At 45.1% G+C, this 12,124-nt stretch carries 14 protein-coding genes and 1 pseudogene; 10 read left to right on the plus strand and 5 right to left on the minus strand.

What is annotated here, in order from left to right; translation table 11 throughout:
- Positions 1-33: 33 nt before the first annotated feature.
- The 3 genes from ACFQ0N_RS13800 to ACFQ0N_RS13810 all read left to right on the plus strand — a co-directional run bounded on the left by ACFQ0N_RS13800 (position 34) and on the right by ACFQ0N_RS13810 (position 2,201).
- On the plus strand, positions 34-342 hold the full coding sequence (locus ACFQ0N_RS13800) for a hypothetical protein (RefSeq protein WP_379326946.1): 309 nt from the start codon (positions 34-36) through the stop codon (positions 340-342).
- Positions 343-1,091: 749 nt separating this feature from the next.
- The gene (locus ACFQ0N_RS13805; protein ID WP_379326948.1) at positions 1,092-1,199 is read left to right on the plus strand and encodes a putative holin-like toxin; all 108 of its coding nucleotides are present in this window, start codon (positions 1,092-1,094) and stop codon (positions 1,197-1,199) included.
- A 237-nt stretch (positions 1,200-1,436) separates the two neighbouring features.
- The gene (locus ACFQ0N_RS13810) at positions 1,437-2,201 is read left to right on the plus strand and encodes a nucleotidyltransferase domain-containing protein (protein ID WP_379326950.1); all 765 of its coding nucleotides are present in this window, start codon (positions 1,437-1,439) and stop codon (positions 2,199-2,201) included.
- Positions 2,202-2,399: 198 nt separating this feature from the next.
- Here the strand turns inward: ACFQ0N_RS13810 and ACFQ0N_RS13815 are convergent, their stop codons facing one another.
- From ACFQ0N_RS13815 to ACFQ0N_RS13825, 3 genes are all read right to left on the minus strand, one after another.
- Positions 2,400-4,688, minus strand: a complete 2,289-nt coding sequence (locus tag ACFQ0N_RS13815; RefSeq protein WP_379326952.1) for a preprotein translocase subunit SecA — start codon at positions 4,686-4,688, stop codon at positions 2,400-2,402.
- A 99-nt stretch (positions 4,689-4,787) separates the two neighbouring features.
- Complete coding sequence (locus ACFQ0N_RS13820) at positions 4,788-5,234, minus strand: hypothetical protein (protein WP_379326954.1); 447 nt, start codon at positions 5,232-5,234, stop codon at positions 4,788-4,790.
- Position 5,235: 1 nt separating this feature from the next.
- The gene (locus ACFQ0N_RS13825) at positions 5,236-5,442 is read right to left on the minus strand and encodes a helix-turn-helix transcriptional regulator (RefSeq protein ID WP_379326956.1); all 207 of its coding nucleotides are present in this window, start codon (positions 5,440-5,442) and stop codon (positions 5,236-5,238) included.
- A gap of 363 nt (positions 5,443-5,805) precedes the next feature.
- On the opposite strand from ACFQ0N_RS13825, the gene ACFQ0N_RS13830 reads away from it, so the two are divergent.
- Entirely contained in the window at positions 5,806-6,234 is a 429-nt protein-coding gene (locus ACFQ0N_RS13830) for a hypothetical protein (protein WP_379326958.1), read from the plus strand.
- Between the two features lie 754 nt (positions 6,235-6,988).
- On the opposite strand, the gene ACFQ0N_RS13835 is transcribed toward ACFQ0N_RS13830, so the two are convergent.
- Positions 6,989-7,084: a putative holin-like toxin gene (locus tag ACFQ0N_RS13835; protein ID WP_379326960.1), complete on the minus strand. Its 96-nt coding sequence runs from the start codon at positions 7,082-7,084 to the stop codon at positions 6,989-6,991.
- A 693-nt stretch (positions 7,085-7,777) separates the two neighbouring features.
- Positions 7,778-8,101, minus strand: a complete 324-nt coding sequence (locus ACFQ0N_RS13840; protein ID WP_379326962.1) for a 2Fe-2S iron-sulfur cluster-binding protein — start codon at positions 8,099-8,101, stop codon at positions 7,778-7,780.
- Between the two features lie 206 nt (positions 8,102-8,307).
- Between ACFQ0N_RS13840 and ACFQ0N_RS13845 the strand changes: the two genes are divergently transcribed.
- From ACFQ0N_RS13845 to ACFQ0N_RS13870, 6 genes and pseudogenes are all read left to right on the plus strand, one after another.
- Complete coding sequence (locus tag ACFQ0N_RS13845) at positions 8,308-8,541, plus strand: helix-turn-helix domain-containing protein (protein ID WP_379326964.1); 234 nt, start codon at positions 8,308-8,310, stop codon at positions 8,539-8,541.
- A gap of 480 nt (positions 8,542-9,021) precedes the next feature.
- Positions 9,022-9,345 carry a helix-turn-helix domain-containing protein gene (locus tag ACFQ0N_RS13850; RefSeq protein WP_379326966.1) on the plus strand — a complete coding sequence of 108 codons (324 nt, stop codon included), beginning with the start codon at positions 9,022-9,024 and terminating at the stop codon, positions 9,343-9,345.
- A gap of 498 nt (positions 9,346-9,843) precedes the next feature.
- Positions 9,844-10,389 carry a DUF2004 domain-containing protein gene (locus ACFQ0N_RS13855; protein WP_379326968.1) on the plus strand — a complete coding sequence of 182 codons (546 nt, stop codon included), beginning with the start codon at positions 9,844-9,846 and terminating at the stop codon, positions 10,387-10,389.
- Between the two features lie 10 nt (positions 10,390-10,399).
- Positions 10,400-10,558 (plus strand): annotated as a pseudogene (locus ACFQ0N_RS13860) (NUDIX hydrolase); the annotation flags it as partial.
- Positions 10,559-10,665: 107 nt separating this feature from the next.
- Complete coding sequence (locus ACFQ0N_RS13865; protein ID WP_379327313.1) at positions 10,666-11,127, plus strand: NUDIX hydrolase; 462 nt, start codon at positions 10,666-10,668, stop codon at positions 11,125-11,127.
- Between the two features lie 49 nt (positions 11,128-11,176).
- Positions 11,177-11,659 carry a nucleoside-triphosphatase gene (locus ACFQ0N_RS13870; RefSeq protein WP_379326970.1) on the plus strand — a complete coding sequence of 161 codons (483 nt, stop codon included), beginning with the start codon at positions 11,177-11,179 and terminating at the stop codon, positions 11,657-11,659.
- The last annotated feature ends 465 nt before the right edge of the window (positions 11,660-12,124 follow it).

Raw genomic sequence — 12,124 nt, forward strand, 5'->3', positions numbered from 1 at the left:
TGAACTAACTCGCCTATGGAGAAGATAAAACGATTGACGGAACATATTCTGGATAAAGAAAATACCCCTTATTTCAAGCTGATCTATCAGACTATCCATTCGGATGGCGTTCCCGATAAGGTCAAACATCTCATCCGGCAGTATCCTTTGCAAGCATATATTGATCGGCTGATCCCCATATTTCAGGAAGGACAGCAAGCGGGGGACATTATAGAGGGTGACCCTGAGGAGCTTGTTGGAAGCTACTTTACCATACTCTCGGGCATTATGGTGTTGGGAGAAGGTTACCGGATTCCTAAGGCTGATTTTGTCTTGCGGTCAATTATCAATCATAGCTCATGATAAGTTTTGATTTTTGCAAATAAGCCGTCAACAAAGCTGCAAGCAACAGCGTTGTATCCAACCTAGCCCATCAACCCTCCGGGTGCTACCTTGCCTCACTTGGCCTTTCGTTGGCATTCCGTTCGGCTTGACCCAGCCACTGGTGGATGACTTGCCCCGGCTCAAACCGGATTATCGCTCAAGCCCGGTCCTCCACGGGCTTCTTGCTCCACAAGTCCTCCCAAGCGTAGCCAAGGGAGGTCGTTGCACATTGGCGAAGGTATGCCCTCCGAAGTATTCCCGCCGCGCTGCTCCGAACCCCTACTTTTTGACGTTTGAACTATTCAAGAATGGGGGTTCGTGGGGGGTAAGAAGCTGGAGCGATTGGATTTCGTACAGTGAGAATCCGGTGGCGACGGAGGAAGAGTAAGAGCCGAGAAGCCGCGTCGGACGCGGGTTTGAGGGCTGTGACATGTGGTGAGCAAGCGACCTGTTGCAGCCCTCTTTGGACTTTTTTGTCAACAGCTTGCAAACAAGAAGTTGGCGAAAGCAGCTGCAGGAACCCCGGAGCCAGCCACAATCCGGCAGTCGGATCAGGTGGTTGTTGAACGCTCGGCGGTTTTGCTTCTGGTCTTCCGGTGAGAGGCTTGAAACCTTTGACTTTCTCTGTTCGTCTATCGGCGATCAGACAAAATATGCTATAATCGAACAAGCACATAGAACGGCTTGCAAGGGCGGTCGGCTACCTCTCGAAGAAGGGAGGGATGCCCATGGAGGTTAAGGATGCTTTGATGTTGATGATCGGTTTCGGAGCGCTACTTGTTGCGTTACTGACTTTGGTCGTTGCTATCATCGCGCTGTCTAGCCAACAAAAATAGACCGCCCCATCGCAAGGTTAACGGTCTATTTTTGATTCGTTTCCCGAAGCCGACCGCCTTTGAAGCGGCCTATAGTGCCGGAGGAGTCGTGTTCGCTGCACGGCTCCTTCTTTAGTTTTATTATAGCCTTCCCCATTTATACATGCAATAAGCAGTTCTCGGTGCCTTGGTTGTAATTGTTGAATGCTTGTCGGTTTCGCTTGCGTCCAACCACAAACAGGCGTGGCGTAATCTTTCGTGCGGAGCAAGTGGACGATCACCTTTGGAAGCAATTCTCGTGGCTTTCCTTGGCGTTGTTGGTTTCCCCGGTTTGGCGGCATCGGCGGCGGGAAAACATTCGGTTCGGGGGAAGGCCATTTTGAACGGGAATTTATGAGGAGGATTGCTTTGAGGACGGATATCAATAATTGGGTGCCCTTAAGTGTACCCGAAATATTCACGATTTTTTCAGAGATTCCGGTTACATGGTGTATTGCAGGAGGCTGGGCTTTAGATTTATATGCTGGCAAGCAGTCAAGGAAACATGATGATGTGGACGTAATAATATTACGTGAGGAACAATTAACCGCGTTCCACAAACTATCGGAAGGTTGGACGCTGTACAAGGCTGAGAATGGGAAGCTCGCTCTTTGGGAAAAAGGAGAGTTTCTCGCCACTACAAATGATATATGGGTCAGTAAAGATAGCAACTCCCCATGGGCCTTTCAAATTATGTTGATAGATTCAGTCCATGATTCGTGGATTTACGGAAGGGAAAAGTCTATCAACAGGCCAATGACAGATATAATGGCAAAAACAAAAGAAGGTATCCCATACTTAAAACCAGAAATACAACTTCTTTATAAAGGTGGAGGTTCAAAAATCCGAGAAAAGGACCATAACGACTTCTTGACTTTTCTTCCCTTGCTCACACCACAAACGAGAGAGTGGCTCAAAGCTTCGTTACAAATACAATTTCCAAAGGGACATGTTTGGGTGGATTATATCGAGAATAATAACTGATAGAGGATTCCGTTGTTTATGTAACTTTGACATGGGCTTGGTTTGCAAACAACCATTCAAGAGGTTGCAAGCAACAGCAACCCAGCCCACCCTCCTCCCAAACAATCATAAAAATCTTCTAGGAATAGTTCGGACCAGCCGTTATTTCGTGTAGCAAACGCGCGACAATGTGATCATCCTCGAAAAAACTGCGCTGCATCAATATTTTGGCAGCCTGTGTATCGGCCACACAGCCAGCCTCAAAATCTTGCGCAGATAATAAGCCATTATCGTCTCTGTGGTCCATGAGCTGCGCTTGTTCTGGATGTATTGATCATTGATCATATAAGTCCGAGTGGAAGTAGGGCTCTTCAGACCGAACTCCTCCCACTTCGCTGGATCATTAGAACCTCCGAGCTTTATAAGCATATTCGCCGACTCACTATCTATTTTAGCGGCAATTTGGTCATATGCTTCGGTGATTTGCATATGAAATTCGTCGATCGGATTGCGGCTAGCAAGGCTCTCCAAGTGGATGCCTTCGCGAATGTAAGAAACGTATGCCAGATGGTCAGCCCAGAATTCGTCGATATAAAAAAGTCGTACCCGCTGCTCCGAAGGGCTCATCGGCTTCTTGCCTTTCAAAATTCCGAGCCGCTCCTCGTACAGAATTCGCCTCTGATCCTCCACCATATCTGAATAATAGTTCAGTTCCTGACGAATATGGAAGTTTTGGGCCATAGCAACGCGCTGAATATGCGAGATTTTGTTGTGGAGTACCGGCTCTTCGAGGGGCTCATCTTGCCTAAGACCGCGAACCCATTTATCGATGCCGAACCGAAGCATCAACTCGTCCTCCAAGCTTACGAAAAATACGGAAGCTCCCGGGTCGCCTTGGCGGCCAGAACGCCCACGCAGTTGGTTGTCGATCCGCACGCTTTCGTTCACATGTGTACCAATTACGTATAATCCCCCCAGCTTGGCGACCACTTCTGCTTGCGTGGGATTGCCGCCGCCGAGCCGAATGTCGACACCGCGTCCCGCCATATTCGTAGACACTGTCACGGCGCCGATTTCTCCCGCTTTGGCGATGATCTCGGCTTCTTTTGCATCGTTTTTCGCATTCAGAACATGGCAAGGTACGTCGGCAACCGCTAGCGCCTCCGCCAGCATGTCAGACTCCTCGACGCTTGACGTACCAATGAGAATAGGACGTCCCGTCACATGGACGGATGAGATTTCTTGTACAAGCGCCTTAAGTTTGGCTTCTTTATGGGTATAAATCCGGAGCGGATGGTCAATCCGTATGTTTTGTCGGTTCGGCGGAATTTGCACGACCTGCAGCTCATAAATAGCTTCGAACTCCATTGCGGAAGCGTGCGCGGTAGCCGTCATTCCACAAGCCTTCGGATATAGGCTAAGGAAGTGTTGAAGGGTGATCGTCCCGAGAACTTTCCCGCCGGATGTCGACTGCAGCCCTTCTTTGGCCGTGAGCGCGGCTTGCAGCCCGTCCGGCAAATGCCTGTTCTCCGCCACGCGTCCGGTATATTCGTCGATCAGCTCGATTTTCCCGTCCCGGACGATGTAGTCGACGTCTTTTTTCAATAACGATTCCGCATGGAGCGCGCAATTTAAAGACGATAACAAATGATTATTATGGCTTTCGTACAAATTGTCGCATCCCAGCAGCGATTCCACTTTTGCAGAGCCTGCTTCATTTAAATAAACGTTCCGCTTGGACTCGTCGAAGTCGTAATGCTCTACTTGCTCGAGCTGCCGAGCCACTTCTGCGAAACGAATGCCATCGTTGCTGGAAGAGCCTGACTCGCTGGCGATGACTAGCGGCACCCGCGCTTCGTCGAGAAGCAGTGAATCCGCTTCGTCAACGATGACGTAGTGGAAAGGGCGATGCACAGTATCGGCTTCGTTTAGTGCGATCGTGTCGCGCAAATAATCGAATCCCGCCTCTTTAGCCGTAACATAGGTTATATCCGCGGCGTACGCTTCTCGTTTCTCGGACAAGCTCATGCCCGCTTGAACCGAGTTTACCTTTAACCCAAGGAAACGATAGATCGGGCCCATCCACTCCGCATCTCGATTTGCCAAATAATCGTTAAAAGTCAGCACATGAACGCCTTCGCCGGTCAGCGCATTTAGATAAGCAGGCATAACAGCAGAGAGCGTTTTTCCTTCGCCGGTATGCTGCTCAATCAAAAATCTCTCGTGCAGAGCGATGGCGGCCATGATTTGGACATCGTAAGGTTGTAATCCGAGCTTTCTCTTCGCTGCTTTGCAGACTAACGCATAAGCATCGACAAGCAGCTCATCCAAAGGTGTACCCGATTTTGCTTCTTTTTGCAGCCGTAGAGATTCCGCTTGCAGCCGCTGATCGTCCCATGCTTCCAAATTACGTTTCCTGATGAGCTCCACTTTGTCCTGATAGACTTTCAGCTTATTCTGGGTATCGCGGTCTCTGAATTTTTGCAGCAACTTGACAGCTATATTCATAGAAATTTGATCTCCCCTCGTTAGAAATACGCTTAGTTTTGAACAATATTTGCGCTGATCTGTCACCCATCAGGTTCAAATCTACCAGTTTTAATCGAATCAGACGCGGCTATACTTCCACATTGTCAGACTATAGACGAGAAATTGGCCCAATCCGAACAATCCGAAAGTGATTAAAGTATAGACAGCATTGGGTGGGATCAATATGATCGTTACTGCAGCTACGGGCAAGCCACAGCTGTAGTAAATATAGACGTTTCGGCAAGCTTTGAACGTGATCCATTGCTGCCCTTCATCCACTTCCCGAATTTCAAACGGGGTTACGGCCCAGACATTAATACGGTCTTTCGGATTTCTTCGATTATAAATGCTTACAAGTATCACCCACAGCGCGCTTAGAGGGACAAAAAAGATGGCGCAATAAATTCTTCCCTCTGTAAACGAAAGTTCACCTGACAGCATTAACTTTAGTAGGTAAGACAAACCCAACGTACCGAGAAACAATGTGGTTGAAAGTAATGGCGAACGCATAATCCGTGTTAACATCTTATTCCTCCTCCTCCTTTAAATAAAAAACCTCCTCGACAGATAACTTGAAAGCTGCGGCAATTTTCAGCGCGAGTGTAATCGAAGGGGAGTAGTCTCCTTTCTCAATTAACCCTACTGTCTGGCGAGTGGCTCCAATGGCATCCGCTAGGTCTTGCTGCGACCATCTGAAGCGTGCCCTCAGTTCACGAACGTTGTTAACAAGCATACAAGGGGTCCTTTCTAGTTGTTGGTTAGAATTTATTGTAATTTATGCATTGCAAAATGTAAACAATCTATTGCATTTTGGAAGCTATCATAGTCATTGATAAGCAAAAAGAAGACAGCAACAGGTTCAATCCGGAAAACCAAGCGGATAAGGTATAGATCAAATCGTTGCTACATAGGCATTTTCTATAAAGTTGATAAAAAATGACATATTGAGAGTATAGTCACTATGGTAAAATTATCAGAGAAGGTAGGAATATCGCATGGAACCGGTTATTAAGAACAATTAAAATTCTGATGAGTACAAACCTAGTGCAATCTCGAAGGCTCTGAAAGTGATTGCAGGATACAAGGAGGATACCACTTGGAGAGTTTGGATCATTTTTTACAAGTGCGAAGTGCAAAACTCAGTTCTTTTCAACTAATTGGGTTTCAAGGCGAAAAACTTGAGGATGAACGTAAGGTTTTCGATCAATTGAAACAAAGCATCAACGAGATCGCTACTATGAACCAGTACTTGGTCATTTTGCCTGGAATCAAACCTCTAGCGGCTGTTGAAGTAATTGAAACTGATGATGTGCCACAAGGGATGATGTCGTATACTATTCCTGAGGACGAGTATGTCATCTTTAGGTTCGAAAAAAAGTTTATTGGGGAATTTTGGATTAATATATGTACAAGAGAAAACCAAGCAAAATATCAGATTGATTTGTCTAAACCTAGATATGAGATTTTTACACCTGTTCTTCAATCAACTGGGATGGTCGAATGGTATATTCCAACAATGAGCTAACGAGGGGACACGATAGTTCATTTCTGATGGATTGTAAACAACATTCAACAAGCTGCAAACATCAGTGTTGTCGCATTCAAAAGGCTCATCCACCCTCTGGGGTGCTACCTTGCTTCACTTGGCCTTGGCCTTTTGTTGGCGTTTCGTTCGGCCCGACTCAGCCACAGGTGGATAACTCGCTTTGGCTCAAACGATAATGTTTCGTCAGCCCCGTCCTCGACGGGGTTCTTGTTCTGAATTGCTCCCAAGCGCAGCTAAGGGAGATCGTTGCACATGGGCGCTGGCATACCCTTCGAGACATTCCCGCCGCGCTGATCGGAACCCCCATTTGTCGGTGTTGGAACTATTCGAGCATATGGGTTCGTGGGGGGATAAGAAGCTGGAGCGATTGGATTAACTATGAGGGGAATCCGATTGCGACGGGGGACGAGTAAGAGCCGCGAGGCCGCATTGGACGCGATTTTGGAGGCTGTGACAGGTTATTAGCAAGTGACTTGTTGCAGCCTTTTCTGTGCCATTTTGCAAACAACTTGCAAACAAGTTTGAGGAGAATATCCCTCCGAAGGAACCAACGCAAGTTGTCGCTTATATTTTTAACGAAAATATTGTTGAATCCAAGCTCCATATGTTACAATGACATTAGAAAGACCGAGTGCGCGAACACTCGGCCTGTACAATTGGCTTGGATGGGATGTCCCTTCAAGTTAATAAGCGACAAAAACCCACCTTCGGCGAGCAACCTTGGGGTGGGTTTTTACTTTCTCTTGTAGTTAATCGCGATGTATGTTAATAGTGCAATGATAAATGTGCCGAAAAGAATCATGATTGTGATTGCATCTACTATTTCCATGGCCCCTCCCTTCCGAAGGGAAACCATGCCCACCCAAGATTCAATTGTATGGGAATATCTTACCCTATTCCCGATATACGATCAAGTGTTCTTGTGGCAAACATCCCCTAGCCCGCCCACAACCCATCCATCCTTCCAAGTGCTACCTTGCTTCACTTGGTCTTTTGTTGACGATCCGTTCAGCTTGACCCAGTCACAGGTGGATGATCCGCCTTGGCTCAAATACTACTGTTTCGCCAGCCCCGTTGTCTACGGGCTTCTTGCTCTTGAATCGCTCCCAAGCGTAGCCAAGGGAGGTGTTTGCACATGGGAGCTGACATATCCTCCGAGGCATTCCCGCCGCGCTGCTCCGAACCCCCACTTTTCAAGGTTGGAACCCTCCGATTATAGGGGTTCGTGGGGAGTAAGAAGCTGGAGCGATTGGATTAGATATGGGGGGATTCCGATTGCAATGGGAGAAGAATAAGAACCGGAGGCAATTCGGGGATGTGTTTTCGTACAGACCAGTTTTTATATACGAGGAGGGAGGGGCCGAGCAAGTGCTCGTCCTATACATACAAATAAAGGGTCTAGGAACCCTCAAACGAGGAATCCCAGCCCTTCAATTTACTAGCAGCTAGCCTCTACCATACCCTTATTGTGGCGATCTCGACTTACTTCCAACAATGTATTTCGCGATAAGAGGTGGTTCGATCACTCTTGGGGGCGAGTGCCGGGCTCCAAACCTGTAGAAGTTGTTGTCTTGATAAGCCGGATCGTTACGTCACTATGTAGCCTAATTTGGCAAGATAGCCGGATAGCGGCGTCCTCGATTCCTTTGTTACGGAGGACATTCGCTTCTGCCTCTTCCATATCACCTGCATTCCCAGAGAGCAACTCTACTGCGCATGTCGTACACTTGGCATTGCCACCACAGCGGTGCAGGACGTCGATCCCGCTATCCTCTAACGCAAGCACGAGTTTCGTACCTTCAACTGCCTGAATGGTGTCTCTTCCTTCTACTTGAACCGTCGGCATTGGCCATTCCTCCTCGGATTGTTCATTCTCATACTTTCCTAACCCGTTTATATTAAACCATTATCTTAGTGGATAAGTCCAATCCAATAGTCATCTTGTCAAAAAGAATCCGATAGTTGGAGTAATATAATTAAAAATGAATTGTGCTGGGAATATTATTTAGGGGCTAGGATTTTGGTAAACGTTTTTTTGAGGGGGAGAATATAATGAAATTCGAACTTGGCCGCTGCTTGTTGCATGAGCGATTAGTGGAGTATGGAATAACCATAGAAGAATTAACCCAAGCATTGCTTTATAAACGAGAGCGGATATCAGATTTTATAGAAAACAAGAGAATTATGCCCTTGAAAACAGCAATTTCAATCGCTGATACAATTGGATGTACTGTAAGTGAACTGTATGAATTAATTGCGATAGAGTCAATTCCTGAAAGGACATAACCATTTAATGAACATAAAAGCTATCGGACAACTGGAGCGATTGGATTTCAAATGAGGAGAATCCGATTGCTACGGGAGAAGAGTAAGAGCTGAGAGGCCGCGTTGTGGGGCGAGCCGTTGGTTCGTCCAATGGCACTCCCACCCACCATCATTGTAAACCTTTCCCTCTGTCTCAACACGGTCTATTGCTCTCCCTTATGATTTTACTTCTTTCCCTCACGTTTCTTTAAAATAACAATCACAATAACTAAGAATATAACACAAACAATAAAAATCCACAGCTCAGTTGGGTTTCTTAAATCAAGAATTGGACTAACCACTATTTTACCTCCATATTTTATGTGATTTGGTTTTAAGTATCTCCAACTATGTCAAGTATAACATTATAAGAAAAAATATATAAGTAAAATTTTGCTTATAGTAATATTCCGCGTGGCGTTTAATTTACTTATTCTCGAATAGAGAGGGTGTGACAATTTTTTGAGTAATACAACAATAGAACAACGCATTGGCAACATAGTTCGCCACAGTAGGCTTAGACAAGGGTTAACGCAAGAACAATTGGCAGAATTGATTGAATCAAATGTTGCTTACATTAGCCAGCTAGAAAGCGGAAAGCGCAATCCAACCATAAAGACTCTTAGTCGCATAGCTCAAGCCTGCCAAGTTGAATTGTTTCAAATGTTACAGATTGATCATAAAGATGAAACCATGATTGAACTAATGGCTCTCCTAATGAGCCGAAGTGCATTTGATCGTCAGAAGATACTTAATATAGCTCGCGAGATATTTCGTGCTCAATAAAAAAGTTCGTATTTAGAAACCAACAACGGCTCTGAATACGAACTTTTTTAGGTTAATCTACTAAAATGATTCCCGCCACTGGCGAGACAACTGTTCTATCATTCAATGAAAAACTCGAAATTTACACTGAATATTACGACTTGATAATCCAAATTATACTTAGAATTCTTAATTACAAGGGTAAATATATTAACCCGCGAGACTATACTGCTATAGACCTTTTGTAATTCACTTTCGCCAATTTCAGTTTGAATTTGCACCTAGATTTTCCATGACCAGGTGCGCTATGAAAGAACCGAACGGAACAGCATGGGGAAAAGCGGAGAGGCGTCGGCGTTTGCTTTGCCTGTGATCGTAACACGATCCTCATCTATAGCGGCGGAACCGCAACACATCCCCCAATAAGCTAGAGGTTCAGGATAGGATTTTCGCCGTCTGATAGCGAATATATGAAATATAAGAGGTTGGGAGTTCATAACTGCCAAAGGAGTTGACAAAATGACGAAACAATTACCAAGCACGAAATTTCCCGGTATAGAATACACATCCGGCAACAAAATCTGGATAGATAGCCTTATGCCCGATCACAAGATCCCGTTTTATTTTCATGTGTCAGAAAAGATTACACAAAATGAGGCCGCTATCACCTGTGCTGCCCACGCGCTTGATCACATGGATGAGTTGGTAAACAAAGCTCGGGCACATCTAAAGGATATCATTCAAAGTAAAAAAGACCCCGATTATAAGTTGCTCCATGACTTCTTTGGTTTTCATCTTTTAGAAATGGATGAGGAAACCTTAAAAGAGATGCTCGGGACGGAGCAGCCTGAAACATTAAGCGAACCGGAGATGGTTGACCTGCTTATGTTAAATAGCTTGGGAAGTGGCTTGGGCGAAGGATGGCTGGGAAGCAACTTTGAAAAAGAGCAAAAAGAACAAATTTTCATCATGGATTTTACTTTTAACCCGGAGTATACGGATCAATTGATTGTTGTTTATTTGGATGCTAACGAAAACATACTGACTATTAGCCATGAAAGTTAAAGCATATATTCAACCAGTCGGAGGAGAATTAACAACGACCCCTGAGTCTTTAGAAGTAGGTTTTTTCCCAATCGAGGCAGCATTAGACATGGCAACTTGGAAAAATTTCAGGCAAAGAATAGAGTTTTGTTTAAATGATGAAACTCATCCATTTTATGTTGAATTTTGATGATCCCATTTTCTACAGCCCCGTCGTTTACGAGCCTCTTGCTCATGAATACCACAAGTCTATAAGAATGGCGGTGAATTTTTTTGAGTTATGAACAAGCAAGACATATGGTTGCTGTATCAGCTTATGTTGAAAATGAGAACGGTGAAGTGCTGTTACTTCGCACACATTGGCGATCCGAAACGTGGGAATTGCCGGGTGGGTTCGTCGAAGCAGGAGAGCCCTTGGATGAAGCGGTATGTAGGGAATTTATGGAGGAGACAGGGATAAGGATTCGTCCATTAGGGATCACCGGTGTATATTATAATAAAATGAAACATGTACTGTCTGTAGTCTTTAGAGCTCAGTACATAAGTGGAGAAATCAAGATTCAAGAAGAAGAGATTCTTGAAGCGAAGTTTGTCCGATTAACAGATTCCAATATGGATGAATACCTAACCTGGCCTCATGTGAAATCACGTACGCTTGATGCAATGAAAGCAACAACTTTAATCCCATATGAAACATGGGAGTTGGATCCGCCTTCATTTAATTTGCTGTCAAGGCTTAACCCCGAAAGCCATGAATGATCGAATATTTCTACTCACAGGCCCACCTCGTACAGGTAAGACAACTGCAATGAAGAACCTGGTTAAGCAAATCGCTTCTGACCTTTGTGGTGGTTTTTACACGGAGGAAATAAGAGATTTAAACGATCGAATTGGCTTCAAATGTGTATCTGTTGATGGTGAAAGTCAGGTCATTGCTCATGTCGATAGCCCCAGTCTCATTAGAGTCGGCAGATACGGAGTTGACATAGAAAGTTTTGAAAAATTTGCTATTCTGCTAATTGAAGCTTCTTTGATATCAAAGAAAGTCATAGTTGTCGATGAGATAGGATTTATGCAGATGTTACCTGCACCATTCCGGAAATTGATAAACAGGATCTTATCTGAAAACAACCGCATTGTGCTCGGGACAATTCCTGTGGACAGTCATCCGGAGATAGATAAAATAAGAGAAAATACAGGCGTGAAGATCTTTAGTATTAATGAAGATAATCGTGACTTGATTGGTGAGGAGATGGCTAATACGATTTTGGCGATCCTGGAACGATCGTGAAGAATACGATTCCCTGCTTTCAAGAATCCAATTGTTTCGGTCAAGGCAATGAACATCTAAAGGCAAGTGCTCACCGTGCGGTAGCTAGCACTTGCCTATTTTTACTGCCCAGAACCACATCCGTCTCTGCCACCCCATATGTACTGGAATATTTTTCCAGTTTCTATTTCTCCGAAATGGGGGAGGGATGCCCATGGAGGTTAAAGACGCTTTGACGTTGATGATCGGTTTTTTAGAGCGCTTATTATTGCGCTGCTGACACTGGTTGTTGCCATCGTCGCAGCGTTTAACCAAAAGAAATAGACCGCCCATCTGCTAGGATGACGGTCTATCTCTGATCGTATTACCGAAGCCGACCGCCTTTGCAGCGGGCTACTGTGCTGAGGAGTCGTGTTAGCGCACGGCTCCTTCTTTAGTTTTATTATGGCTGCGAAGGTTTATACATGCAATAAGTAATTGAGTAGA

The organism is Paenibacillus sp. GCM10027626 (assembly GCF_042676285.1).
In the GTDB taxonomy this organism is placed as follows: Bacteria; Bacillota; Bacilli; order Paenibacillales; family Paenibacillaceae; genus Paenibacillus_Z.

Excerpts from the sequence above, each read along its gene's own strand:
- ACFQ0N_RS13855 (WP_379326968.1), top strand. The coding sequence starts at position 9,844 with ATGACGAAACAATTACCAAGCACGAAATTTCCCGGTATAGAATACACA.
- ACFQ0N_RS13805 (WP_379326948.1), top strand. The coding sequence starts at position 1,092 with ATGGAGGTTAAGGATGCTTTGATGTTGATGATCGGTTTCGGAGCGCTA.
- ACFQ0N_RS13825 (WP_379326956.1), bottom strand. The coding sequence starts at position 5,442 with ATGCTTGTTAACAACGTTCGTGAACTGAGGGCACGCTTCAGATGGTCG.
- ACFQ0N_RS13820 (WP_379326954.1), bottom strand. The coding sequence starts at position 5,234 with ATGTTAACACGGATTATGCGTTCGCCATTACTTTCAACCACATTGTTT.
- ACFQ0N_RS13845 (WP_379326964.1), top strand. The coding sequence starts at position 8,308 with ATGAAATTCGAACTTGGCCGCTGCTTGTTGCATGAGCGATTAGTGGAG.
- ACFQ0N_RS13870 (WP_379326970.1), top strand. The coding sequence starts at position 11,177 with ATGAAGAACCTGGTTAAGCAAATCGCTTCTGACCTTTGTGGTGGTTTT.
- ACFQ0N_RS13840 (WP_379326962.1), bottom strand. The coding sequence starts at position 8,101 with ATGCCGACGGTTCAAGTAGAAGGAAGAGACACCATTCAGGCAGTTGAA.
- ACFQ0N_RS13865 (WP_379327313.1), top strand. The coding sequence starts at position 10,666 with ATGGTTGCTGTATCAGCTTATGTTGAAAATGAGAACGGTGAAGTGCTG.
- ACFQ0N_RS13815 (WP_379326952.1), bottom strand. The coding sequence starts at position 4,688 with ATGAATATAGCTGTCAAGTTGCTGCAAAAATTCAGAGACCGCGATACC.
- ACFQ0N_RS13835 (WP_379326960.1), bottom strand. The coding sequence starts at position 7,084 with ATGGAAATAGTAGATGCAATCACAATCATGATTCTTTTCGGCACATTT.